The 25,216-nt window shown below is 53.8% G+C and carries 24 protein-coding genes and 1 pseudogene; 10 read left to right on the top strand and 15 right to left on the bottom strand.

The genetic code is table 11. From position 1 onward, the window contains the following. Window positions 1–133 precede the first annotated feature (133 nt). Entirely contained in the window at window positions 134–1,666 is a 1,533-nt protein-coding gene (locus AC07P6_RS12040) for a SpoVR family protein (RefSeq protein WP_110274239.1), read from the top strand. Window positions 1,667–1,723: 57 nt separating this feature from the next. Here the strand turns inward: AC07P6_RS12040 and fadR are convergent, their stop codons facing one another. Then, complete coding sequence (fadR, locus tag AC07P6_RS12035; RefSeq protein ID WP_110274240.1) at window positions 1,724–2,443, bottom strand: fatty acid metabolism transcriptional regulator FadR; 720 nt, start codon at window positions 2,441–2,443, stop codon at window positions 1,724–1,726. Window positions 2,444–2,688: 245 nt separating this feature from the next. On the opposite strand from fadR, the gene nhaB reads away from it, so the two are divergent. The 3 genes from nhaB (at window position 2,689) to AC07P6_RS12020 (ending at window position 5,364) form a co-directional block, all read left to right on the top strand. Then, window positions 2,689–4,242 (top strand): Na(+)/H(+) antiporter NhaB, encoded by a 1,554-nt coding sequence (gene nhaB, locus AC07P6_RS12030; protein WP_478316982.1) that lies wholly within the window; start codon window positions 2,689–2,691, stop codon window positions 4,240–4,242. A gap of 130 nt (window positions 4,243–4,372) precedes the next feature. Continuing rightward, on the top strand, window positions 4,373–4,903 hold the full coding sequence (gene dsbB / locus AC07P6_RS12025) for a disulfide bond formation protein DsbB (RefSeq protein ID WP_110274241.1): 531 nt from the start codon (window positions 4,373–4,375) through the stop codon (window positions 4,901–4,903). Window positions 4,904–5,019: 116 nt separating this feature from the next. Continuing rightward, window positions 5,020–5,364 carry a TehB family protein gene (locus AC07P6_RS12020; protein WP_478316980.1) on the top strand — a complete coding sequence of 115 codons (345 nt, stop codon included), beginning with the start codon at window positions 5,020–5,022 and terminating at the stop codon, window positions 5,362–5,364. 9 nt (window positions 5,365–5,373) lie between these two features. On the opposite strand, the gene AC07P6_RS12015 is transcribed toward AC07P6_RS12020, so the two are convergent. From AC07P6_RS12015 to AC07P6_RS12005, 3 genes are all read right to left on the bottom strand, one after another. Further along, window positions 5,374–5,820, bottom strand: coding sequence for a YcgN family cysteine cluster protein (locus AC07P6_RS12015; RefSeq protein ID WP_142670527.1), 447 nt, complete (start codon window positions 5,818–5,820; stop codon window positions 5,374–5,376). 94 nt (window positions 5,821–5,914) lie between these two features. Next, the gene (locus AC07P6_RS12010) at window positions 5,915–6,574 is read right to left on the bottom strand and encodes a fumarylacetoacetate hydrolase family protein (protein WP_434662902.1); all 660 of its coding nucleotides are present in this window, start codon (window positions 6,572–6,574) and stop codon (window positions 5,915–5,917) included. Between the two features lie 17 nt (window positions 6,575–6,591). After that, complete coding sequence (locus AC07P6_RS12005; RefSeq protein ID WP_110274245.1) at window positions 6,592–6,873, bottom strand: YcgL domain-containing protein; 282 nt, start codon at window positions 6,871–6,873, stop codon at window positions 6,592–6,594. Window positions 6,874–6,999: 126 nt separating this feature from the next. Here AC07P6_RS12005 and minC point away from each other — a divergent pair, with 126 nt between their 5' ends. From minC to minE, 3 genes are read left to right on the top strand one after another with little or no spacing between them, the layout of a single operon-like run. After that, the gene (gene minC, locus AC07P6_RS12000; protein ID WP_181486394.1) at window positions 7,000–7,698 is read left to right on the top strand and encodes a septum site-determining protein MinC; all 699 of its coding nucleotides are present in this window, start codon (window positions 7,000–7,002) and stop codon (window positions 7,696–7,698) included. 23 nt (window positions 7,699–7,721) lie between these two features. Continuing rightward, the gene (minD, locus tag AC07P6_RS11995) at window positions 7,722–8,534 is read left to right on the top strand and encodes a septum site-determining protein MinD (RefSeq protein WP_110274247.1); all 813 of its coding nucleotides are present in this window, start codon (window positions 7,722–7,724) and stop codon (window positions 8,532–8,534) included. Window positions 8,535–8,537: 3 nt separating this feature from the next. Further along, window positions 8,538–8,807 carry a cell division topological specificity factor MinE gene (gene minE / locus AC07P6_RS11990; RefSeq protein WP_004103270.1) on the top strand — a complete coding sequence of 90 codons (270 nt, stop codon included), beginning with the start codon at window positions 8,538–8,540 and terminating at the stop codon, window positions 8,805–8,807. Window positions 8,808–8,893: 86 nt separating this feature from the next. Here minE and rnd read toward each other — a convergent pair whose 3' ends face one another. From rnd to AC07P6_RS11965, 5 genes are all read right to left on the bottom strand, one after another. Next, window positions 8,894–10,009, bottom strand: a complete 1,116-nt coding sequence (gene rnd / locus AC07P6_RS11985) for a ribonuclease D (protein WP_181486393.1) — start codon at window positions 10,007–10,009, stop codon at window positions 8,894–8,896. Window positions 10,010–10,091: 82 nt separating this feature from the next. After that, a complete protein-coding gene (gene fadD, locus AC07P6_RS11980; protein ID WP_478316977.1) occupies window positions 10,092–11,777 on the bottom strand; it encodes a long-chain-fatty-acid--CoA ligase FadD in 1,686 nt (561 codons plus the stop codon). Window positions 11,778–11,985: 208 nt separating this feature from the next. Next, the gene (locus tag AC07P6_RS11975) at window positions 11,986–12,567 is read right to left on the bottom strand and encodes a Slp family lipoprotein (RefSeq protein WP_112213326.1); all 582 of its coding nucleotides are present in this window, start codon (window positions 12,565–12,567) and stop codon (window positions 11,986–11,988) included. Window positions 12,568–12,611: 44 nt separating this feature from the next. Next, the gene (gene tsaB, locus AC07P6_RS11970) at window positions 12,612–13,307 is read right to left on the bottom strand and encodes a tRNA (adenosine(37)-N6)-threonylcarbamoyltransferase complex dimerization subunit type 1 TsaB (protein ID WP_478316411.1); all 696 of its coding nucleotides are present in this window, start codon (window positions 13,305–13,307) and stop codon (window positions 12,612–12,614) included. Between the two features lie 61 nt (window positions 13,308–13,368). Then, complete coding sequence (locus AC07P6_RS11965; protein WP_182239538.1) at window positions 13,369–15,279, bottom strand: DNA repair helicase YoaA; 1,911 nt, start codon at window positions 15,277–15,279, stop codon at window positions 13,369–13,371. A gap of 132 nt (window positions 15,280–15,411) precedes the next feature. Here AC07P6_RS11965 and AC07P6_RS11960 point away from each other — a divergent pair, with 132 nt between their 5' ends. Further along, window positions 15,412–15,756 (top strand): RidA family protein, encoded by a 345-nt coding sequence (locus AC07P6_RS11960; protein ID WP_004113724.1) that lies wholly within the window; start codon window positions 15,412–15,414, stop codon window positions 15,754–15,756. 118 nt (window positions 15,757–15,874) lie between these two features. Here AC07P6_RS11960 and AC07P6_RS11955 read toward each other — a convergent pair whose 3' ends face one another. The 5 genes and pseudogenes from AC07P6_RS11955 to AC07P6_RS11935 form a co-directional block, all read right to left on the bottom strand. Further along, window positions 15,875–17,014 carry an alginate lyase family protein gene (locus AC07P6_RS11955; RefSeq protein ID WP_478316975.1) on the bottom strand — a complete coding sequence of 380 codons (1,140 nt, stop codon included), beginning with the start codon at window positions 17,012–17,014 and terminating at the stop codon, window positions 15,875–15,877. A 7-nt stretch (window positions 17,015–17,021) separates the two neighbouring features. Further along, window positions 17,022–18,116 (bottom strand): ABC transporter ATP-binding protein, encoded by a 1,095-nt coding sequence (locus AC07P6_RS11950; protein ID WP_478316409.1) that lies wholly within the window; start codon window positions 18,114–18,116, stop codon window positions 17,022–17,024. Between the two features lie 10 nt (window positions 18,117–18,126). After that, window positions 18,127–18,966: a carbohydrate ABC transporter permease gene (locus AC07P6_RS11945; RefSeq protein WP_004121979.1), complete on the bottom strand. Its 840-nt coding sequence runs from the start codon at window positions 18,964–18,966 to the stop codon at window positions 18,127–18,129. Window positions 18,967–18,975: 9 nt separating this feature from the next. After that, window positions 18,976–19,917, bottom strand: a complete 942-nt coding sequence (locus tag AC07P6_RS11940) for a carbohydrate ABC transporter permease (protein WP_228727498.1) — start codon at window positions 19,915–19,917, stop codon at window positions 18,976–18,978. 11 nt (window positions 19,918–19,928) lie between these two features. Further along, window positions 19,929–21,217, bottom strand: a pseudogene (locus tag AC07P6_RS11935) (ABC transporter substrate-binding protein). Window positions 21,218–21,742: 525 nt separating this feature from the next. Here AC07P6_RS11935 and AC07P6_RS11930 point away from each other — a divergent pair. Further along, a complete protein-coding gene (locus tag AC07P6_RS11930) occupies window positions 21,743–22,981 on the top strand; it encodes an alginate lyase family protein (protein ID WP_478316406.1) in 1,239 nt (412 codons plus the stop codon). Further along, window positions 22,981–24,972: a heparinase II/III domain-containing protein gene (locus tag AC07P6_RS11925; RefSeq protein ID WP_478316404.1), complete on the top strand. Its 1,992-nt coding sequence runs from the start codon at window positions 22,981–22,983 to the stop codon at window positions 24,970–24,972. Before AC07P6_RS11930 ends, AC07P6_RS11925 begins: the two co-directional genes overlap by 1 nt. Before the next feature lie 52 nt (window positions 24,973–25,024). Here AC07P6_RS11925 and AC07P6_RS11920 read toward each other — a convergent pair whose 3' ends face one another. Further along, entirely contained in the window at window positions 25,025–25,204 is a 180-nt protein-coding gene (locus AC07P6_RS11920) for a YoaH family protein (protein WP_110274258.1), read from the bottom strand. Between the last annotated feature and the right edge of the window lie 12 nt (window positions 25,205–25,216).

The raw sequence follows: 25,216 nt of genomic DNA, 5'->3' as shown, positions 1-25,216 counted from the left end.
ATGAATAACGCCTTTAAGATTGTGAAATCGCGAAGAAAAGAAATTGCTGGCGGACGCAGTTTGTAGCACCGTGTTCTATGCTTGTTATGAGGTTTTCCGTACAGAGAGAACCATCAACAACGAGGGCGCGCTAATGGCTACGATTGATTCCATGAACAAGGACACAACCCGTTTAAGCGATGGACCCGACTGGACTTTTGAGCTGCTGGAGACCTATCTGGCAGAAGTCGATCGGGTAGCGAAGCTGTATCGTCTTGACACCTATCCGCACCAAATCGAAGTCATTACTTCCGAGCAGATGATGGATGCTTACTCCAGCGTCGGCATGCCGATTAACTACCCGCACTGGTCGTTCGGTAAAAAATTCATCGAGACCGAGCAAGCCTACAAACATGGTCAGCAAGGTCTGGCCTATGAAATCGTCATTAACTCCAACCCCTGCATCGCGTATTTGATGGAAGAGAACACCATTACCATGCAGGCACTGGTGATGGCGCACGCCTGTTACGGACATAACTCGTTCTTCAAAAACAACTACCTGTTCCGCAGTTGGACCGATGCCAGCTCGATCATTGACTATCTGATCTTTGCGCGTAAATACATCACCGAATGTGAAGAGCGCTACGGCGTTGATGAAGTCGAAAAGCTGCTCGACTCCTGTCATGCGCTAATGAACTATGGCGTTGACCGCTACAAACGCCCGCAGAAAATCTCCCTCCAGGAGGAGAAGGCGCGGCAGAAAAGCCGTGAGGAGTATCTGCAAAGCCAGGTGAATATGCTGTGGCGTACCTTGCCGAAGCGCGAGGAGGAAAAAACCATTGAAGCGGCGCGCCGCTATCCTTCCGAGCCACAGGAAAACCTGCTCTATTTCATGGAGAAAAACGCGCCGCTGCTGGAACCGTGGCAACGTGAAATCCTGCGCATCGTGCGCAAAGTCAGCCAGTACTTTTATCCGCAGAAGCAGACGCAAGTCATGAACGAAGGCTGGGCAACGTTCTGGCACTACACCATCCTTAATCATCTTTATGATGAAGGAAAAGTGACGGAGCGCTTTATGCTGGAGTTCCTGCACAGCCACACCAATGTCGTGTTCCAGCCGCCCTACAATAGCCAGTGGTACAGCGGGATTAACCCGTATGCTCTGGGCTTTGCGATGTTCCAGGATATTAAACGTATTTGTCAGTCGCCGACGGAAGAGGATAAATATTGGTTCCCGGATATTGCCGGTTCCGATTGGTTAGAAACCCTGCACTTTGCGATGCGTGATTTCAAAGATGAGAGCTTCATCAGCCAGTTCCTGTCACCAAAAATCATGCGTGATTTCCGCTTCTTTACCGTTCTGGATGATGATCACAATAACTACCTGGAAATTTCAGCTATTCATAATGAAGAGGGTTATCGTGAGATTCGCGCGAAGCTTTCAGCACAGTACAACCTGAGCAACCTTGAGCCGAATATTCAGGTGTGGAACGTCGATCTGCGCGGCGACCGCTCGTTAACTCTGCGCTACGTGCCGCATAACCGCGTGCCGCTGGATAAGGGACGCCGTGAGGTCCTCAAGCATGTGCACCGACTGTGGGGATTTGACGTTTTGCTGGAACAACAAAATGCCGATGGCAGCGTTGAATTGCTCGAACGCACTCCGCCGCGGCAAAACCCGCTATAACCCTGAAAAGCAAAACGCCCGGTTTCTCGCCGGGCGTTTTTTATCATATGGTCTTGCTTAACGCATATTCATGGCTAAGTCGCCCGGCAGGTTTTTCTGCATACGATGCCAAATCTCACCGCTGTCATGCCCGTAGCGACGCACGATTTCATAAACCTGTTCATGTAGGCCCTCTTCACACACTTTTGCCAACTGGTGATAGAAGCCAAGCGCCAGGCTACGCGCTTCGGGATTAGCAAAGTAGTGGCGGCCAATTCGGGTATACAGCCCCTTCATCCCATTGATAATCAGGCCATAAATCGGGTTGCCTGAAGCAAAAGCCAAACCGCGGAAAACGTTGTAATCCAGCTCAGCAAAGGCATCGGCATGATCTTCGATTTCGCGCGCCCGAGCCAGCACTTCCAGCGCTTTGTCCGGATGTTGACGGAAAGCGGTACGAATGAAGATAGTTGAAATATTGGTGCGAACCGACAGCAGATTATCAATCAACTGCGGCACGCTATCGTGATCGAGGCGCGCCAGGGTTTCAAGAATATTAAGCCCTGAGGTTTCCCAGAAATTATTCACCTTCGTAGGTTTGCCATGCTGAATGGTCAACCAGCCATCGCGGGCCAGACGTTGCAACACTTCACGTAAGGTTGTACGGGTCACACCAATCAGTTCAGAAAGTTCACGTTCAGCGGGAAGGATCGTGCCGGGAGGAAAACGGTTATTCCAGATACTTTCAATGATGTACTCTTCAGCGAAACCCGCCGGGCTTTGCGCCTTAATGACCATAATAAGATTTCCATTACACAGCGTTGCAAATTCTACTCATCATACCAGAGCCGCTATAGGGCAGATAGCGCCTGAAAGTAATTAAAAAGGGATCGCCGTTTCATTTTCAACTTTTCATTTCACACTTTCACTTCCTGATGAACGCGATGCGAAGAAAGTTGCGCCCCTTTTTGCGCAACTGGTAATCTTGCATATAGTAACGTATAAAATCTTGTTTCAATTTTGACGGAGAAAGGATGTCTGTCGTGGAAATCTCTTATGGTCGCGCCCTATGGCGCAATTTTCTTGGCCAGTCTCCGGACTGGTATAAGCTCACTCTCATCATTTTCTTAATTATTAACCCGATAGTGTTTTATCTTCATCCGTTTATTGCCGGATGGTTGCTGGTTATCGAGTTTATCTTCACTCTGGCGATGGCTCTCAAATGTTATCCGCTGCTGCCGGGCGGTCTGTTGGCCATTGAAGCTGTTTTTATTGGTATGACCAGTCCGGGGCATATCCGGGCAGAGGTTGCCAGTAATCTTGAAGTCCTGCTGCTGCTGATGTTCATGGTGGCGGGTATCTACTTCATGAAACAGCTGCTGCTGTTCATCTTCACCCGTCTGCTATTAGGCATTCGCAGCAAAATGCTGCTGTCGCTGGCGTTTTGCGTCGCGTCCGCCTTCCTTTCCGCCTTTCTGGACGCGTTGACCGTTGTGGCGGTGGTGATTAGCGTCGCCGTTGGCTTTTATGGCATTTACCATAAGGTTGCTTCGGCACGGCCGGACGATGACGATCTGCTCGACGATAGCCATATCGATCAGCACTATCGCGATGTGCTGGAGCAATTTCGCGGTTTCCTGCGCAGCCTGATGATGCATGCCGGGGTTGGCACAGCGCTTGGCGGCGTAATGACCATGGTCGGCGAGCCGCAGAACCTGATTATCGCCAAAGCCGCAGGTTGGCAATTTGGTGAGTTTTTCTTGCGTATGATTCCGGTCACGCTGCCGGTATTCGTGTGCGGCCTGGTCACCTGTCTGCTGCTGGAGAAGTTCCGTATCTTTGGCTATGGCGAACCGCTGCCACCCACCGTGCGTAAAGTGCTGCAAGATTTCGACGATCGCAGCCGCCAGACTCGTAGTCGCCAGGATCGCCTGCGTCTTATCGCTCAGGGTATTATTGGCGTCTGGCTTATCGCAGCGCTGGCGCTGCACCTTGCTGAAGTTGGCCTGATTGGCCTCTCGGTGATCATTCTGGCTACCACTTTCTCTGGGATAACCGATGAACACGCTATCGGCAAAGCGTTTACCGAGGCCCTGCCGTTTACCGCACTGCTGACGGTCTTTTTCGCCATAGTGGCAGTGATTATCGATCAGCAGCTGTTTGCCCCGGTGATTGAATTTGTCCTGGAGGCTTCGCCACATGCCCAGCTGTCACTGTTTTATCTGTTTAACGGTCTGCTGTCGTCGATTTCCGATAACGTCTTTGTTGGCACGGTCTACATCAATGAAGTAAAGGCAGCCCTGGAGCAAGGCACCATCAGCATGCAGCAATTTGAGCTGCTGGCGGTGGCCATTAATACCGGTACCAACCTGCCGTCTGTTGCCACGCCGAATGGTCAGGCAGCATTTCTGTTCCTGCTGACGTCCGCTCTGGCACCGCTGATCCGTCTCTCCTATGGTCGAATGGTGTGGATGGCGTTGCCTTATACCATCGTCCTGGCCCTGGTAGGTCTGGCATGCGTCGAGTTTAGCTTGATGCCAGCCACTCAGTGGATGCTTGATCAAGGCTGGCTGGTTACGCCACAGTTGCTTAAATAAAAACGGGAGTACCCAGGCGGCAAGTTTGGGTACTCCATATTCGTTTACGTAATATTTTCAGACTAGCTGCTGGCGTCGCTTCGGTTTTCGTTTACACTGCCATGATTTAGCATGTTCCAGGGAAATGATTATGTTGCGATTTTTAAACCAGTGCTCAAGGGGACGCGGTGCCTGGCTCCTGATGGCGCTAACCGCGTTTATTCTTGAATTGGTTGCATTGTGGTTCCAGCACGTGATGTTGCTACAACCGTGCGTACTGTGTATTTACGAGCGCAGCGCGTTGTTCGGCGTGATGGGTGCTGGTATTGTCGGCGCCATTGCCCCGAAATCACCGCTGCGGTATGTGGCGATAGTTATCTGGCTCTACAGCGCCTTACGCGGGCTACAGCTGGCGTGGGAGCACACCATGATCCAGCTTCACCCTTCCCCCTTCCAGACCTGTGATTTTGCCGCGCGCTTCCCAACCTGGCTGCCGCTGGATAAATGGCTGCCTCAGGTATTCGTCGCTACCGGCGACTGTTCCGTGCGCCAGTGGGAGTTCCTGACGCTGGAAATGCCGCAGTGGCTGGTTGGGATCTTTGCCGCCTACCTGGTTATCGGCGTACTGGTGCTTATCGCTCAGCCGTTCAAGCCGAAAAAGCGCGATCTCTTCGGCCGCTAAAACCAGTTACAACTAAGGCGCTCCTTCGGGAGCGTTTTTTTTACCTGCGAGTTGACGTCAGCCCCTTAAAGTTTCATATTAAATACATCTTATTCGTATTCACTAAGGAGCTTATGATGTCTCATCTGCGTATTCCCGCTAACTGGAAAGTAAAACGCTCCACCCCGTTCTTCACCAAACAGAACGTTCCTGCCGCTCTGCTGACGCACCACAATACCGCCGCCGGTATTTTCGGCCAGCTTTGCGTCATGGAAGGAACGGTGACGTACTATGGTTTTGCTGATGAGCAGGCGACGGAGCCAGAGGCGAAAGTGGTCATCAATGCCGGTCAGTTCGCCACCAGCCCGCCGCAGTACTGGCATCGTATTGAGTTAAGCGACGATGCGCAGTTCAATATCAATTTCTGGGTTGAAGATGACGCTGACGGCGAAAGCGGGCTGTTTCACGCGAAGAAAGATTAACTGAGCGCCTTATTGCGCCCAATCTGGTTTATTCAGGATGTGATCTTGCCAGTCCACTACGTTGGACTCTTTAACGGCAATATGGCGAACGGAGATACGTTCGCCATGCATCGCGGCCTTCGAGCCGGTCAACAACGGGTGCCAGTGCGGCAGCGGTTTACCTTCAGCCAGTAAGCGATAAGCACAGCTCGGCGGCAGCCATTCAAACGTCGGTAAATTGTCGCGGGTTAGCTTAATGCAGTCCGGTTCATATTCGAAGCGGCGCTCGTAGTTGCGGCACTGACAAGTTTTGATATTAAGCTGACGGCAGGCGACGTTAGTAAAGTAGATTTCGTCGGTATCCTCATCCATCAGCTTATGCAGGCAGCACTGTCCGCAGCCGTCACACAGTGATTCCCACTCCGCGTCGGTCATTTCATCCAGTGTTTTTTGTTGCCAGAAAGGTTGTTCGCTCATTGGGATGTCCGTCATTGCAATTCAGGGTGCACCTTATAACCAGTCTGGCACGCCGATGCAAGTTTTGCCGCCCGGAGAAGGCGGCAAGCGGACGTTACAGCACGCGGGTGGTCAACGATAATCCGTTGAAACCCACTTCCAGTTCGTCGCCGCTGCTTAGCGGACCTACGCCTTCCGGCGTGCCGGTCAGCACCACATCACCCGCCTTCAGAGTGAAGAAGCGCGACATGTAGGCAATAAGCGGCACAATTTTATGGATCATGTCAGCGGTTGTGCCCTGCTGGCGCACATCACCATTAATCTTCAGGCTCAACGGCGTGTTTTGCGCGTCGCCGTGAAATTCTGCCGCAGGAACAAATCCGGAGATTGGACAGGAGTTATCAAAACCCTTCGCCTTTTCCCACGGCTGACCGGCTTTTTTCAATTTACCCTGCAGGTCACGCAGAGTCAGATCCAACGCCACGCCATAACCTGCAATCGCTTTTAGCACATGATCTTCGGTTGCCTGACGCAGCGTGCTGCCAATCAGCACCGCCAGTTCGATTTCATGATGTACCGAACCCAATCCTTCAGGAAGCACCAACGGCTGGCGGATATCGCATAGCGCCGTTTCAGGTTTAATAAACAGCACCGGCTCGTCCGGCGTTGCACTGCCCATCTCCTTAATGTGGTTGGCATAGTTGCTGCCCACGCAAACCACTTTGCTCACCGGATAATCCAGTAACGCACCCTGCCAGTTATGATGTTGGTACATTTTTATCCCTCTATGGGTTAATCAGATTTATTCCCCTGTTCCGCCAGGTGTTTCTTGAGTAAATTTTCAGTCGGAGGGGGAAGTTGCAGGTAATAGCCTTGTTCGGTCAGGGCCTGTTTAACCTTATCCAGGTCGGCGTGAATGGTTTTTTTCCGCCCATCAAGCGGCAGAATCATTGCCAATTTTGGTGTACCGAAGCCTTGCATTAATTCGTCGGGAACGCGGGAGAAATCGTCCCTTTTTTCGACATATAAATAGGTTTGCTCACGTTTAGTACTTCGATAGATCACACAAAACATAGTTTTACTCGGAATTAGACCTGTGGTCACTTGCCTCAATATATGAGTGACTATAACATGCCTTTTAGTCTTCGGAATATCACCGCACTTCGGCGGGTGATAAACAGCAAATTGAGTAAGGCCAGGATGTCAAATACGCCAATCGAACTTAAGGGCAGTAGCTTCACCTTATCTGTCGTTCATTTGCACGATGCAAATCCCGAGGTTATTCGTCAGGCGTTAGAAGACAAAATCGCCCAGGCCCCCGCCTTTTTACGTCATGCTCCGGTGGTTGTGAATATTAGCAGCATTGAAGATGCCGTCGACTGGCGCGCTCTTCATGAAGCGATTGCGGTCACCGGTTTGCGTATTATGGGTGTGAGCGGGTGTAAACTTCCTCGCCTGAAAACGGAAATTGACCGCGCCGGGATCCCTTTATTAACCGAAGGGAAAGAAAAAATAACCCGTCAGGCAGCACCTGAACCTGTCGCCCCGCCGCCGGTTGTTAATCAGATCACAAAAACGCGTTTGATTGATCAGCCGGTACGTTCCGGTCAGCGCATTTATGCGCCACACTGTGATCTAATTGTTACAAACCATGTGAGTGCCGGAGCGGAACTTATCGCCGATGGTAATATTCATGTCTATGGCATGATGCGGGGACGGGCGCTTGCCGGGGCTGGCGGCGACAGAGATGCCCAAATATTTTGCACTAACCTCTCGGCGGAACTGGTGTCCATCGCGGGGGAATACTGGCTGAGTGATAACATTCCGGCCGAATTTTATGGCAAAGCGGCGCGCCTGCGTTTGGGCGGCAGCGCTTTGACAATTCAATCGTTGAATTAATCCCTTTTTAACAAGGAATTTCTATGGCACGCATTATTGTTGTGACTTCGGGTAAAGGAGGCGTTGGCAAGACCACCTCCAGCGCGGCCATCGCTACTGGTTTGGCGCAGAAGGGAAAGAAAACGGTCGTTATCGACTTCGATATTGGCCTGCGTAACCTTGACCTGATTATGGGCTGCGAGCGCCGGGTCGTTTATGACTTCGTTAACGTCATCCAGGGTGATGCCACGTTGAACCAGGCGCTCATCAAAGATAAGCGCACCGAGAATCTCTTTATCCTCCCGGCTTCCCAGACGCGTGATAAAGACGCCCTGACCCGCGAAGGCGTGGATAAGGTTCTCGAAGAACTGAAAAAGATGGAATTTGATTTTGTCGTCTGTGATTCCCCTGCAGGCATCGAAACCGGTGCGCTGATGGCGCTGTACTTTGCTGATGAAGCCATCATCACCACCAACCCGGAAGTCTCCTCCGTTCGTGACTCCGACCGTATCCTCGGCATTCTGGCCTCCAAATCCCGCCGGGCAGAAAGAGGCGAAGATCCGATTAAAGAGCATCTGCTGCTGACGCGTTACAACCCAGGCCGCGTTAACAAAGGCGACATGCTGAGCATGGAAGACGTGCTGGAAATTCTGCGCATCAATCTGGTGGGCGTGATTCCGGAAGATCAGTCCGTACTGCGCGCATCGAACCAGGGTGAACCGGTTATTCTGGATGATGCCTCGGATGCGGGTAAAGCCTATGCCGATACGGTTGAACGTCTGCTCGGAGAAGAACGTCCTTTCCGCTTCATTGAAGAAGAGAAGAAAGGTTTCCTCAAACGCCTGTTCGGAGGATAAATTATGGCATTACTCGACTTTTTTCTCTCGCGGAAAAAGAACACGGCCAATATTGCGAAAGAGCGCCTGCAGATCATCGTTGCAGAGCGTCGTCGCGGCGATGCCGAACCGCATTATCTGCCGCAGCTGCGCAAAGATATTCTGGAAGTGATTTGTAAATACGTGCAGATCGACCCGGAAATGGTCAGCGTACAGCTGGAGCAGAGAGACGGTGATATTTCGATTCTGGAGTTGAACGTGACTCTGCCGGAAACCGAAGAGTCGAAACCCTGACCCTTTAGCTCCCGAAAATGTCATTAAAAAACCGGCAACGCTGTGCGAAGCCGGTTTTTTTGTCTGAAACATTAGCCTGGTGCTGGTTAGCGCGGATACTCACTTAATAATGCATTCAGACGATCGGCCATCAATTCACCACGCCAGCCGGAAACGAGTTCAGGTTGACCGTTGCCGTTTTTCAGCCCCCAGTGCCAGTTCAACAGCTGGTTAATCTGTCTTCTTGACGCCAACAGTTCTGCGCTGACCCCTTTCTCGGCGCTGACAGCCTGTACAAGCGCTTTAATGTCCTTGAACACCTTGCGATAGCCCGGCATATCAATCAGGTTCTGTAGCGGCTCTGGTAACGCTTCTTCCGGCAGCGCCTGCGCTTTTTCGACGAGACTTATCAGCGTTTTGCCATGGAAGCGAATTTCGCTACCCGATAATCCCAGGCTATCCAGCTCACCCAGGCTGCCTGGCATATAGCGCGCCACGTTCCACAGATGCTCTTCACGAACCACAAAGTTGACGGCCAGATCGCGCTCACGGGCTTTACGTAAACGCCAGTCGGCCAGCAGTTGCAAACAGCCCAATTGACGGGTACGCAGTTGCCAGGCGTTGCCGATGTCGCGCCATGCCTGCGCCGGGTCCTGGATTTCCTGACGACGCTGCTGCATCAGTTGACATTCATCCAGCGCCGCAGAGAGCCAGCCTGCGCTTTCGGTCTCGGCCATCAATTTGCTGGCAATCGGTAGCAGGTACCAGACGTCTGCAGCAGCATAAATGCACTGGCGTTCGGTCAGCGGGCGTGCCAGCCAGTCGGTACGGGATTCACTCTTGTCCAGCGCTACGCCGGTATACTCTTCAACCATCGCAGCAAACCCCCATGACATCGGGCGACCGCAAAAAGCAGCCAGAATTTGCGTGTCGATCAGCGGTTGTGGCATCAGATGAAAGGCGTTGAGAAACACTTCTAAATCTTCGCTGCCAGCATGCAGAAATTTAGTCACATTTTGATTCAACAGCAGTTCACGCATTGGCGCCCAGTCGGTGATAACCAAAGGGTCAATCAGAGAAACCTGTTCACCGTCGAATAACTGGAGCAGACCGAGCTGCGGATAATAGGTGCGGGTGCGGACAAACTCTGTATCCAGCGCAACCGCCGGGACCGCGCTTGCCGCTTCACAGATGGCGCGCAGGCCATCGTCGGTGGTGATCATCTGATAGTTCACATCATACTCTCTTAACTTGCGCCCATAAAAAACGCCGGCTTAGCCGGCGTCTGGCGATTCACTCATAGCTTCAGGCTTTATTGTCTACTTTAGCGCGAGCTTCGTCACGTAGTTCTCGACGTAAAATTTTGCCGACGTTGGATTTCGGCAGTTCATCACGAAACTCGACCAGCTTAGGTACTTTGTAACCGGTCAGTTGACGGCGACAAAAGGTAATCAGCATCTCTTCCGTCAGCGCGGCGTCTTTTTTCACCACGAAGATTTTCACTGCTTCACCGCTGCTTCCTGACGGTACGCCAACGGCGGCAACTTCCTGAACGCCAGAATGCTGCATCACCACGTCTTCAATTTCATTCGGATAGACGTTGAAACCGGACACGAGGATCATATCTTTCTTACGGTCGACAATACGCAGAAAACCTTCATCATCCATCACTGCGATATCGCCGGTATGCAACCAGCCATTCTTAATGGTTTCAGCCGTGGCGTCCGGACGCTGCCAGTATCCCAGCATCACCTGCGGGCCTTTGACGCACAGCTCGCCCGGTTCTCCCGGCGCGACTTCATTATCGTCGTCATCGACCAGCTTGGCTTCAGTCGAGGGTACCGGCAAACCAATACTGCCGCTGTGGTAGTCGATGTCATGCGGGTTCACGCTCACCAACGGCGCACACTCCGTCAGGCCATAGCCTTCCAGAAGATATTGCCCGGTCAGCTTAACCCAGCGCTCCGCAACCACTTGCTGCACCGGCATCCCGCCGCCCGCTGAAAGATGCAGAGAAGAAAAGTCGAGCTGCTGGAACTCTTTGTTATTGAGCAATGCGTTAAACAGGGTATTCACCCCGGTCATCGCGGTGAAGGGATATTTCGCCAGCTCTTTGACCAGACCCGGGATATCGCGCGGGTTGGTGATCAGCAGGTTCTGCCCGCCCAGTTCAATAAACAGCAGGCAGTTCATGGTCAGCGCAAAGATGTGGTACAGCGGCAACGCGGTAACCACCAGCTCTTTTCCACGATGCAGCAGCGGCCCGTAGGTACCGTTAACCTGCTCAAGGTTCGCCAGCATATTACGGTGGGTCAGCATCGCCCCCTTCGCTACGCCGGTTGTCCCGCCGGTGTACTGGAGGAAAGCGAGATCCTGGGGGACGATTTCGGGCTTGATATACTGCATACGGTAACCGTTCTGCAGCGCACTACGAAATGAGATAGCATCCGGCAGGTGGTATTTTGGCACCAGGCGCTTAATGTACTTCACCACGAAGTTAACCAGCGTACCTTTCGCCGTTGAAAGCTGATCGCCCATGCGCGTTAAAATCACGTGCTTAACCTGGGTTTTATCGACGACCTTTTCAAGGGTATGCGCAAAGTTGGAGACAATCACAATGGCGGCGGCACCGCTGTCATTGAGCTGATGTTCCAGTTCACGCGGCGTGTACAGCGGGTTCACGTTCACCACGATCATGCCCGCGCGCAGGATACCAAATAGCGCTACCGGGTATTGCAGCAGGTTGGGCATCATCAGGGCGACGCGGTCGCCTTTTTGCAGGCCCAGGCCCTCCTGCAGATAAGCGGCGAACGCCCGACTGCGCTCCTCCAGCTTACGATAAGTCATCACCTCGCCCATGTTGATAAATGCCGGTTGGTCGGCATAGCGCGTGGTGGATTGTTCAAACAGTTCAACCAGGGATTGATAGCGGTCAGGGTTTATCTCCGCAGGAACATCCGCGGGATAACGGTTTAGCCAAACCTTTTTCACTGCATCACCTCTGAAATAATTATTCGTCGTCATCACAACCCCTGATCAACAAACATTTTGTTAACATTATATTAACTCAGCGTACCAGTTTATTAATTAAGCGTTTTACAGGTTGCGAAGCGCGTCACTATTTATTTTTCTTATTTGACTGAAAACAAAGAAACAGCGGACCAGCCGCTGTTTCTTTTTGTTTATAAAAACTACAAAATCATTCAGTTACGACGTTTCTGACTTCTGCAGGGCCTGGGTTATACCAGCCCCAACCGCCGTATCCGTAGCCCCACGGACGCGGGCCAAACATCCACGGATCAATGGGCTGCGGCGGCATCACCACCTGCTGCACGACGTTCCAGCGCTTGTAACCGCTGGCATTCATTAGCATAAATTTGTACGGTGTGTTGCCAACTTTACCGTCCACGACGCCGACTATCGGGCCAACCACGGTCACCAGTTGACCGCGAAAATCAACCGGATCGATAAAACCATTTACATCGGCAAAAATACGCCCACGCGAAGGTTCACCCAGTTCCGGACGCGCTGCGCCGTCCAGTTGGACAGTGGCAATCTCTAAGCGAGTTTTACCCTGCTGATTCTGTACGCTGACGACCTTACCGCCAAACCGCGCTTCCTGACCGACGTAAAGCTGCGGCGCGTTCATCACGCGGACTAAATCTTGCTGCGGCGTCGGGGTAGTGCCTTTAATAGCATCCGGTACCGAAGCACACCCACTTAGCGTAGCGACAACCGCTGTCGCGACTAACCAACGTACTACCGTTTTTTGACCCGCCATGACGCGACTCCTTCCTTCTTCTCAGACTTATTAGTTACTGAGATTCACTCGCGGCCAGGAAGTTTCTTCCAGGCGACTTCATTACGTAAATAAACTGGTTCTGCGTGCTCAACGGCCACGGTTTTCCCTACCGTGAGCAGATGGCAAGCCAGCGGCAGCATATCCTGCGCTTCCGGTAACTGAATTTCACCATCAGTTAATGTTAGTCCGGAATCGTTAGCCATATCTGGCCATGCCTGCCAGCCGGTACCGACGGTCGCCCACTGCCCTTCGAGCTGTTGCAGGCGTTCACTGACGCCTTCCGGCTTGAGCACCACTTCGCTCTCTTCGCCATGCCAGACGCCCTGCTCATCGCGCTGATATTCCGCCCAGTAGACTTCGCCCATCCTGGCATCAATTGCCGCCAAAACGCGGGTTGCGCCGGTTTTACGCCACGCGCCCTGCGCCATGGTTGCCAGCGTGGAAACACCAATCATCGGTAGCTCTGCGCCTAACGCCAGTCCCTGAGCAATACCGATACCGATACGCACGCCGGTAAAGCTACCAGGACCGCGCCCAAAGGCCAGCGCGTCGAGTTCAGTAAGCATGATGCCGCTTTCGTTGAGGACATCCTGCACCAGCGGCAGGATCCGTTGAGTATGTTCACGGGGACAGATTTCGAAATGAGCACTGAGGGTGCCATCATTCCACAGCGCCGCAGAGCAGGCCTCTGTGGCGGTATCGATAGCCAAAATTTGCATGGGTCGTCACGCTCTCGCAGATTGACAAAATGGCGCGCAGCTTACCACATTTTGCCACGCATTACCTCGCTGGCGGCACCGCCAGGAAACGCACCGCCCGACGGATATCGCGAGTTCGCGGCGCGGGCGGCAGGCTAGCGAGGAACGTTGCGCCATACGGACGCATCACCAGGCGGTTGTCGCAGATAACCAGCACGCCGCGATCGTCAATATCGCGAATCAAGCGCCCGACGCCCTGTTTTAAGGTGATAACCGCGTCCGGCAGTTGAACCTCATCAAATGGGTCGCCGCCGCGCAGACGGCAGTCTTCCATTCGCGCTTTGAGTAGCGGATCGTCCGGTGAGGTGAAAGGCAGTTTATCGATAATCACCAGTGAGAGCGCATCACCGCGCACGTCCACCCCTTCCCAGAAGCTGCTGGTCGCCACCAGCAGGGCGTTACCCGCGCTAACAAACTGCTGCAAAAGTTGGCCTTTACTGGTTTCCCCTTGCAAAAGAACCGGCAGCGTCATGGTGGCGCGGAATTGTTCAGCGAGATCGCGCATCATGGCGTGCGAGGTGCACAGCATAAAGCAGCGACCATCGTTGGCTTCAATCAGCGGTTTGAGCATCGCCGCCAGATGCCTTGCTGCACCGGGTTGATTGGGCAATGGCAAATTTCGCGGCACGCACAGCAGCGCCTGATGAGCATAATCAAAGGGGCTGGGCAGCAGCAGCGTTTGCGCTTCGCCAATTCCCAGACGATCGGTGAAATGGTGCAGATCATCGTTAACCGACAGCGTCGCCGAGGTAAAGATCCAACTCCCCGGTTTTTGCACCATCACTTCTTTAAATTTATCCGCCACCGTCAATGGCGTCAGCGCCAGCGTAAAGTGGCGGGAGTTGCATTCGTACCAATAGCTGTAACCGGGCTGATTGGTATCCTTCAGCCGTTTAAGCCGCCCGCGATATAACGTCGCCCGCTCGAAGGCAGCATCAAGCAGCGCTGAGCGTCCGAGAGACAATTTTGCCACGTCGTAACACAGCTCAAGGGCATCATCGAGCAGCAGCAGCGCACGCTGAATATTGTTATCCGCCAGGAGCTCACGCAGGTTACCGCGATAGCCCGGATCGCCTAATTGCAGGCGAAAATCCTGCGCGCTCTGGGCCAGACGGTCAGCGCATTTCTGTAGCTGCTGGGTGTCTTTCAGTTCAGTACGGTAAGCAATCGTGATGTCTTTCGCCAGATCCAGCAACTGGCGGCTGGAGAGCGATTGACCAAAATATTGGCTGGCGATGTCCGGCAACTGATGCGCTTCATCGAAGATCATCACTTCCGCTTCCGGAATCAGTTCGCCGAAGCCGCTCTCTTTCACCACCATATCGGCGAGGAACAGATGGTGGTTAACGACCACCACATCGGCATCCATCGCCTTTTTCCGCGCTTTAACGACAAAGCAATCTTTATACAGGGGGCAGTCGCTACCCAGACAGTTGTCGTTGGTGCTGGTGACCAGCGGCCAGGCCTGAGAATCTTCCGCCACGCTCACGCAGGTGCTGATATCGCCATCAATAGTTTGGTTAGACCACGATCGCAGCAGAATGACGTCGCTGAGGGTTTGCACCGGCAGGTCGCCCCCGGCAAGCGCCTGTTGTTCAAGACGCTCAAGGCAGAGGTAGTTCGAGCGCCCTTTCAGCAAGGCCAGCTTCCCGGCGAACTTCAGCGCTTTGGCCACGGTGGGCAAATCCCGGCTATAGAGCTGATCCTGCAACGCTTTCGAGCCGGTGGAGATGATGACTTTTTTATTTGCGCGCAGCGCTGGCGCCAGGTACGCGTAAGTTTTCCCGGTTCCTGTTCCCGCTTCAACCACCAGCGGACGGGTTTCTTCAATCGCGCTGGCGACGGCGAAAGCCATCTGGCGCTGCGGCTCGCGTGGTTTAAATCCCGCAATCGCGCTGGCCAACTGGCCGTCTGCTGCAAAATCGTCGATCACATTACCCCCTGGTTATTTGGACAGTGATTATGTCAGGGTGGGCTGGTTTTCGCCAGTACGGGTAGTGACGCAGATGAAACATTGTGGCAGTCTGGCCGCAGTTTGATGAACCGGAATAAAGAGGAAATAAAAATGACAATTACGCGTATCGATGCCGAAGCCCGCTGGTCTGATGTTGTGATCCACAACCAGACGCTGTACTACACCGGCGTACCATCAAATCTGGATGCCGACGCCTGCGCGCAAACCGCTGACACTCTGGCGCAGATTGACGCAGTGCTGGAAAAACAGGGCAGCAGCAAGTCACGCATTCTTGATGCCACTATTTTCCTCGCCGACGGCGCTGATTTTGCGGCGATGAACCAGGCATGGGATGCCTGGGTTGTCGCAGGCCACGCGCCGGTGCGCTGCACCGTACAGGCCAAACTGATGAATCCAAAGTACAAAGTCGAGATTAAGATTATTGCCGCGGTGTAAATTTTTGCGCCGAACTTCCCCGGGGTCGGCGTAAACGCCTCGCCCGGGCTACAAAATACAATGCCCCGGAGTGTAGTAGCCCGGCCAAGCGCAGCGCCGCCGGGAATATTCCGGGCTATCAGCCCGGACACCACATTAACTGTTCTTTGAGCTGCAAAGTCTCCCGCGGCAAACACTTCAGCACTTCACGATAGTTGGCCGACTGTTTCGGATAACCACGAACCGACTGCAACAACAGACGCAGCGCGCTATCCCAGACAATCCCCTGCAAATCACTGTACGGCCAAAGATCCGGTTCGCGAATAAACGGCACCAGATAATCAATCCCCTGTTTCACCCCGCGCCCGTCCCGAATGTGATTCCAGCGGTCAAATTCCACGTGCTCGGCGTAACGGTTAAGCAACAGATGCGCTTCCAGGTTAAACAGCGAGTAGTGGAACGGAATGGTGCGCTCCAGCTCCATCGTCTGCTTACCGTCCTGGTCAATTTGCGCCGCCATCCGCTGGGTAATCCCCTGCTCGATGATGCGCGCCGCCAGCCCCTTATCGCCATAGAATAGTGCGTTAACCGTGCGCTGAGCGTCGTACCAGGTACCGTGGTTATTGTGCCAGACGTATTCGGAGTGGCCGATTTCGCTGTAGTACATCCAGTGGTTAAAATCACGAAACCACTGATGCAGGCCGATAATATCGTCAGTATCCAGAACGCTGGCGGCATTAATCAGCCCGATGGTATCCACCACCATCCACAGCAGACGCGTATCGATAAGCCCGGTGCCGCGCCCGGAGACAATCCCCGGGATCGCCTGGCCGTAGTTCAGATGCGGATTCATTCGCGTATCCGCATCGAGGAACCAGCAGCGAATCTGTTGTGCCGCTGCCAGCGCATACTGCCGCTGGCCGGTAAAGTACCAGGCTAACCCCAGCGTCAGGCAGCGCTCGCACATGCGGATGATGCGTGAGGTGTCGGTGTCGTTATTCTCGCACTGCGGATTGATATGCCCATCGCGGCGGATATAGGGCAGCCCGTTCGGCCGCCGTGGATTTGGCCACCAGTAGGTGCCCAGGCTGTAGTAATCGTGCGCGTCACCGCTCGCCGGGCGCAATTTTTTATGCACCACACTTTCCGGCGGTTCGCGCCTCACGACATCGGCCTCAGAGACCAGTTGACTCAGCGCCAACTGGAGCGGCGAGAATGGCTGCTTTAAGCTTGCGCGAGCATTTTCCAGACAGGCTTCATCCAGGGTGTACAGCTTCATCGCCACCTTATTTTTCCTCCCCACACGCGATGCGCAGGCCGCTTTGCGCGTCAAACAGATGCACGCCGGAGAGCTTCGGCTGCAGCCAGATGTTATCACCCTCTTTGACCGGCAGACGCTGCTTGAACACCGAGGTGAACGCCCCACCGCCGGTGTCGCAGAATAGCTGCATATCCGAGCCGGTATTCTCCACCGCTGTCACTTTCGCCGCCAGCGCGTCGTCGCGGGCTTCGTGCACCACGTTGACCTGCTCCGGGCGAATCGCATACACCACCTGTTGACCGTTTTTCACCTGCAACCCGGCAGGCAGCGCCAGCAGCGAACCATCTTTCAGGCGCAGGCTGGTCCCGCTGGCGTTCAGTACCACTTCACCCGGTAGCTGGTTGATTTCCGGCGAGCCGATAAAACCGGCAACAAATAGATTCGCGGGCTGGTCGTATAGCTCCAGCGGCGTTCCCGCCTGCTCAATGCGCCCGTCGCGCAGCACGACAATCATCTGCCCCATGGTCATCGCTTCGATCTGATCGTGGGTCACGTACACCGAGGTGGTTTTTAACCGGCGGTGCAGTTCGCGTATTTCGCCGCGCACCTGGGTACGCAATTTGGCGTCGAGGTTCGATAACGGTTCGTCGAACAAAAACACCTGCGGCTTGCGCACTATGGCACGACCCATCGCCACACGCTGACGCTGACCACCGGAGAGATCTTTCGGTAGACGCTCCAGCAGCGGCTCCAGCCCCAGCAGCGCCGCCGCCTCGTTAACCTTATGGTTGATATCCGCTTTCGGCAGGCGCGCCATCTTCAGGGCAAAACCCATATTTTCACGCACCGTCATTTGCGGGTACAGCGCATAGCTCTGGAACACCATCGCAATATCGCGCAGCTTCGGCTCAACCTCAGTGACGTTACGTTCGTTGATGTGCACTTCACCGCCGGAAATTTCTTCAAGACCCGCAATCATCCGCAGCAGCGTCGATTTACCGCAGCCGCTGGGGCCGACGAGGACGCAAAATTCACCGTCCGGGATAGTCAACGACACATCCTTAATGACGTGAGCATCACCGTATGACTTGCGCACGCTATTCAATACAACCGATCCCATCGCTAACCCCTTATCCTTTGACCGCGCCGGACATAATCCCGCGATTAAAATGTTTTTGCAGACCCAGATAGACGATGATGCTTGGCAGCATCGCCAGTAACGTAATGGCGATAAAAATGTTCGGCGTGATGCTCTCATCGGTACGCAGCGTGCCGAGGATCACCGGAATGGTGTTCAGGCTGTCCTGGTTAACCACAATCAGCGGCAGCAGGTACTGGTCCCAAATCATAATGAATCCAAAGGTCACTACCGTGCCCAGCGCCGGTTTCACCAGCGGCAGGATCACATGGAAGAAAATCTGCCATTCGTTAGCACCATCAATACGCGCCGCCTCCTCCAGCTCTTTCGGAATGGCTGACATAAACTCGGTCAGCACGAAGATGGAGAACGCCCAGCCCACCACCGGCAAGATCATCCCGAGGTAACTGTTGTACAGCGAGGCGTCGATAAACGGCAGCCGCCAGTTGATAATCATGTACAGCGGAATGGCGATAACCTCTTCCGGTAGCATCATGGTGGAGAGGATAACGAGGCTTACCAGCGCCACGCCGCGAAACTTTTTACGTGCCAGCGCATAAGCCGCCAACGCACTGACTGAGACCTGCAACACGGTGCCGAAGAACACCACCAGAATCGAGTTCAGCAAGTACTGCCAGACGCCGATATCCATCCACGCAAAGATGAAGTTCTCGAAGGAGAACTGATTTGGCCAGGCCAACAGTTCCCCCGGCTTCACCGGCGCGCCGCTAAAAGCGGTCGCGACAATGCCCCAGAACGGCCCGACGAAGACAATCAGCAGCAGCGCGTAGATGCACCAGCGCCCTGCGGTATCCCAACGTTTACTTAACATCACGGCTCCTTAGTAACGTGCGATACGTTTTTTCAGCGTCAGATGACAAATGGTTAACAGCACCGTAAAGGTGAACAGCAGGAACGACACCGCCGAGGCGTAGCCATAGTCAAACTGCTCGAAACCCAGTTTATAGATGTGGGTCATCACCATTTCCGTAGAGTTTGACGGCCCGCCGCCGGTGGTGGCGTACACTTCGGCAAACACGCGGAAGCCACGAATAAAGGAGAGCATCAGCACCACCGACAGCGCCGGGATCATGCCCGGCAGCGTGACGTAGCGCAGGCGGTTCCACCAGTTCGCGCCGTCAACGTTTGAGGCGTCGTACAGATCACGGCTGATGCCCGCCAGACCGGCGATAAAAATCACCATGTTGTACGGCACCGCTTTCCAGATATGCAGCAGCATAATGACCCCCAGCGCCTGGTCAGAGCTGGCGAGAAAACCCTGATCCGCCACGCCAAACCAGCTCAGGATATGGTTCATCACCCCGTTTGGCGTTGGGTTGAACAGGATGCGCCACATTTCCGCGACAATCGCCGCGCTGGTCACCGCCGGTAAGAAGATAGCGGTACGGATAAAGCGCAGGTGGCGCGCCGGGCCTTCCAGCAGCATGGCGAGGAAGAACGCGAGTATTGCGGCGGCGAACATGGTGACCACCACGTACAGCAGCGTATTGACCACCGCCGCATGCAGCTCAACGTCGGCGAAGGCGCGGGTAAAGTTGGCAAACCCCACCCACTCATTCGGCTGATTAAAGTTGACCTTGTAGAAGCTCATCACCAGACCCTGAATCATCGGGATGAACTTAAACCAGCTAAAAATAATCAGCGCGGGGGCCAGAAACAGCCACGGGATCAGCGCCCGCTTGCGTTTTGCCGTCAGCCATCCACTCGCGTCAGGCGAAGCGGCTTGCTTTAGCGGCGAGGACTTCGTCTCGTGCAGCGTCATAACGTCATTCCTCACTTAGCCAGCACATTTTGTTTTTCCAGCTCAGCGTTCACCTTGCCGTCAATCGTTTTCAGCTCAGCAGAAATGTCGCTGTTGCAGTCGGCAAAGATGCGGTTAAAGCCATCGGCTGCCACCTGGCGTACCGGCGTCCAGTTTGGAATTTGCGGCACATAGCGACCCTGCTCGTTGTACAATTTGGCGAAGGTTTCCCAGCGCGCATCTGATACACCGCTTTGACATCGACGTTCTTATTCACCGGCAGGCGGACAACGGGAATATGTTTACTGCCTTTGCCCATACCAATTTCCTGACCTTCCGGCGAAATCATAAATTCGATAAACTGGCGCGCCGCATCTTTCTGCTTGCTGCTCTTCATCATGAAGACCGTGGTGCCTTCGGCGAGAGTGGCCTCACCTTTTGGCCCAACGACAGGCACAACCTCAAAGTTGTCTTTCCCAGGATCTTTATCAAACAGCGCAATGTGATACGGGCCGCTAAAGAACATGCCGCTCTGACCTGAACGGAATGACGGGATAACATCGGCAGTCGTGGCGTTAATGGCTCCCGGCTGAGTCACTTTTTCGCACATCATGGTGCGCATAAAAGTCATCGCCTGAGCGACTTCCGGGGTATTGAGCGAGGCGCTGAATTTACCGTTATGGTCGCTGACGAAATCCCCACCAGCCTGCCAGATAAAGCTGCTCATAAACCAGCTGGCATAGCCACGGGTGGTGGACGCCGGGACGATAAAACCGTAGGTATCATTTTTACCGTTGCCGTCAGGATCTTGTGTGGTAAAGGCTTTGGCGAGGGTCTGGATATCATCCCAGCTTTTCGGCGACGGCAAGCCCAGCTTTTCACGCCAGTCTTTGCGCACGAACAGGGCGAAGGTTTGTGCCGAAGTTGGCACGCCGTAATATTTGCCGTCGATATAGCGGGTACTGTTCCAGGCCGTCTGATAGAGCTCGTCGCCGCCGTTTATCGCTTTGGGGTCGATTTCATCAGCAATACCGAGCTGGATAAACTGCCCCAGCGATGCCGCATCGTTAAAGATCAGATCAGGTAAGGCGTTGCCCGCTGTGGCACGTGCCAGACGCTGCTCGAAATCGGTGGTCGCGTTGAAGTATTCGATTTTGATTCCGGTTTTTTCTTCAAACTTTTCCGCCTCTTGTTTGTAGATATTTTTCGAGTCGTTGCTTGCACGGATCCAGACGTTAAGGGTTGTGGCGGCGTAACTCTGCCCGACGCCCAGTCCCAGAGCGGAAAGAAGTAACAATGAACGTAATTTATTCGCAGACATGATTGCATATCCTTTATTGTTGGGCACAAAGGTAATTAAATTCGCAAAAGTACATTTTCAGAGAAAAATAAAAATCATTTCGATATTAATTCAATATGCGTAAAAATATTTACGATCATTAAATAGAAATATATTTCCCAATACAACCACACAAAAAAGAAATCGTATTTCAAAAATCAAAAAATTGAAGCAGGTCACACACAAACGTGACACGAAAAGTGACATTGAATTTTAATTCATTAAAATCAATGTGTTGTGTTTTTACCAATTCCGTTAAAATTTTAAACAAAAATAGAAAAACGCTTAATTCTGTGACTCACCTTGCATTAAATGCGTCATTTTTTATCCATAGCGATAAGCTTGACACTCATCACAAAAAAAATAACTTTGTCTTTTACACTGCACCGCATCGCTTTCATAAACACATTATTTTTAATTAAACCGCCTGTCTCTTATGCCTCTTAAATACGTGGCAGGTATAATTCTGTTGTTATCTTTTCTCTTATTTGCAGAAGGGTTATCACGATGAACTCAATACCTCACCGGAGAATATTCGGCATTGCGCTGCTTTGTTCTGGTTTAAGCACATCACTGTACGCCGCCGAGCCTTATACGCTCGATGGCAAAGATTTGGCCTTCAGCCGCCAGCAAATCGCCGCCAAAGACCCGTTATTTGTCCAGGCACAAAGCGCGCTGTTAAAAAAAGCGGACCTTGCATTAAAACACCCGCTGTTTTCGGTGATGGATAAAACGCTGGTCGCCGCCAGCGGCAACAAGCACGACTATTACAGTTTCCCACCGTACTGGTGGCCAGACCCGAACACGAAAGACGGACTGCCGTACATTCGCAAAGATGGGCAAACCAACCCGGACGCCAACAGCGATGCCACCGACAAAAACCGGTTGGTGAAGATGAGTAACGATGTGTCCACGCTGGCGCTGGCGTGGTATTTCTCTGAGGATAATCGCTATGCGCAGAAAGCTGCCGAGCAGATTAAAAGCTGGTTCCTTAACCCAGAAACTCGCATGACGCCAAACCTGCAATACGCGCAAGCGATCCCTGGCATTAATACCGGACGCGGCATTGGTATCATCGACAGCCGGGCGCTGGTTGAGGTGGTTGACGCTATCGCGGTGTTGCAATCCTCCGGCGCATTAAGCGAGACCGAGGTGGCTGAGCTTAAGCAGTGGTTCGGTGAGTTTTATCACTGGATGACCACCAGCCAGAACGGTTTTGAAGAAGAGAATTGGCATAACAACCACGGCACCTATTTTGACATGCAGGCCGCTACGTTTGCCCTGTTCAGCGGCAAAACCGATGAGGCGAAAAAGCGTTTAACTATCACGCAACTGCGGCGCATTGCCGGACAGTTTGACGTTGAAGGGCGTCAGATGGCGGAGCTTGAGCGTACCCGTCCGTGGCACTACAGCAACTTCAACCTCGAAGCCTACAACCGCCTGGGGCGTCTGGGTGAGAAAGCGGGCGTTGATATCTGGAACTTCACCCTCGACGACCATAGCCTGCGCAAGAGCTATCAGTATGTCGCTGGATTTATTAACAGCGATACGCCATGGCCGTGGAAAGACCTCGACAAAATGGACGATAAGAAAGCGCTGCGTAATATTGCCACCGCCGCCCACGCCTGGCCGGATGACATGTTATTCCGCGAAAAAGCCCAGTGGTTGCGCGCGAAATACCCTGACGATATCACCACGCTCATCGCCCCGCTTCCCGCGTCAGCAGAGGTCAAGGATAACCACTGATGAAACAATTTTCTGGGCTATGGCCCGACATTGCCAGACGTGCAGCCGGCAATAACGGCCTGATTGAACAGCTCGTGAAGAATGCACAACCGATGCTCGACGCCGCCGTGTGCATCCCGCAAACCGGTATTGCGAGCTGGAATCTCTACTATTTTTGCCCGCACCATGGGGTGCGGCTCACCTGGCAGGCAGACTCCCCTCATCATCACGCCTGCCCGGTTGACGGCGAAGTTTTTAGCGGCGAGCCGTGGGACGGAGCCTGGTGGCGGGAGATGAACGGACGCAACGCCAGCGCCTGTCAGCAGTTGGGGCTGCTGTGGCAGTTGACCGGCGAAACGGTGTATCGCGATAAAGTCCGCACGTTGCTGATGGGGTATGCAGACGTGTACCCCGCCTATGAAGTCCACGGCGATATCCCCAACAACGGTCCGGGGAAAATGAACGCCCAAACGCTGTGTGAAGCGAACTGTATTCTGGAGATGGCGCTGGGATACGACCTTATTCGCGACGGTTTAACACCCGCCGAACAGCAGCACATCAGCCAAAACCTGCTGCGCTGCGCGGCGACGTTTTTACGCGAGCATCGCAGCCCGCAAATTCATAATCACGAGGTGAAAATCAGCGCTGCGCTCGGCGTGCTGGGTTTTGTCCTTGAAGATGATGCGCTACTGGAGTTTGCCGTTAACCAACCCTACGGCCTGCGCTGGCAACTCGAGCATGGGCTGCTGGCGGAAGGCTTGTGGTTTGAGGGGTCAGTACATTACCACTACTACGCGCTGCAGGGGTTCTTTGCCTTCGAGAAGCTGGCGCGCGGCACCCGCTGGAGCCTGATTGATGGCCCGTGGTATCAGCCGATGCTGAAGTTTCCCCTCTCATTACTGTTACCGGATGGCACCTTCCCACGGCTGAATGACTGCCTTGCCGGACAGGAGAAACTGCATCATCGGGATCTGTACGAGTTTGCCTGGTTTATCTGGCACGACCCGCAATACGCCGCGGTGTTGCAGTTTACCGACGCGGAGCCTGACGAGCGCGAAACGCTGCTGTGGCGCGATCGGCCGCTACCGGAAACCACGCTGGCACTTATCCCTCAGCAGTCGCTGTTTGCGCCGGGTGCGGGGATCACGCTCTGGCGACGGCCGCAAGAGGTGCTATTGATTAAACATAGTCCGTGGGGCGGCGAGCACGACCATTACGACCGGCTGGGGCTGATACTCTGGCAGCGCGAGGGTTGGCTGCTGCCGGACATGGGTACCACCGGTTACGGTGCCAAAATGCACTATGACTATTACAAGAATAGTGCCACCCATAACACGTTGACGGTCAATCAGACCAACCAACCTCCGGCTAGCCCGGATGTGCTGGGTTGGCATATGGGCGAGGATTATCTCTGGCTGGACAGCGAAGTAGACTGGAGCAAACCGCCACCGGAACTGAACAGCCATTCGCGGGTCGAGTGGGACGTTAATGCCTGGCGCGAAGTGCGCTTTCGCCGCCGCTTACTGTGGCTGGACGATGTGCTGATCGACCTGTCGACGGTGGAGAACCCGCATCGCCAGCAGCTCGACTGGACGCTACATCTGGCGGCACAGGCGCTGGACCAGAGCGGCACGCCGCAGCCCTTCTCGCTCAGCGGGCCACTGCGTGGTATGGAAGGTTCCACCATGACGCCGCTGCACGGCTGTCAGCCACGCCATTTTGCCCGTGACGGCGATACGGTAGCGCTGTGGTTGGCGGGTGACGGTGAGCTGTGGCAAGGGTTGGCTCCGGATAACCCGGCGGTAAGCAATCTCAGTTATCTGGTGTTACGCAACCATCTACCGCAGGCGAGATTTGTCTGTCTGTGGGACCTGACGAAGTCTGCGCCGTTAACCGAGGTCAGCGTGAACCACACGGCTACCAGCACACAGCTCACCTACTGGCGTGGCGAAAGCATGGCGCAGATAACGCTACACGACGATCCCGAACGGCTACCTGATGTCATCAATTGACTTTCCGCCTTCTGCCTAAGGAAGGTGGCATGACACGAATGACGGTATTAGCTTACTCGTCTTCATCCTCAAAGCGCGCCACAATCCGATCGCCGGTATGCGAGGCGCGCAGTTCGTTAGCCACTAAAGAGATAGCCTCGCCGCTGCTCATGCCCTGCGACATCAGTTCCTGAATTCGTTCTACTGCTTTTTGCTGTTGCTCGTGGCTCAGCGAAGGTAAACCTGCAAACATCACTCACTCCTG

The sequence above is a fragment of the Klebsiella sp. GFKo11 genome (assembly GCF_056490265.1).
This window is presented reverse-complemented; position numbering and strand designations above follow the sequence as displayed.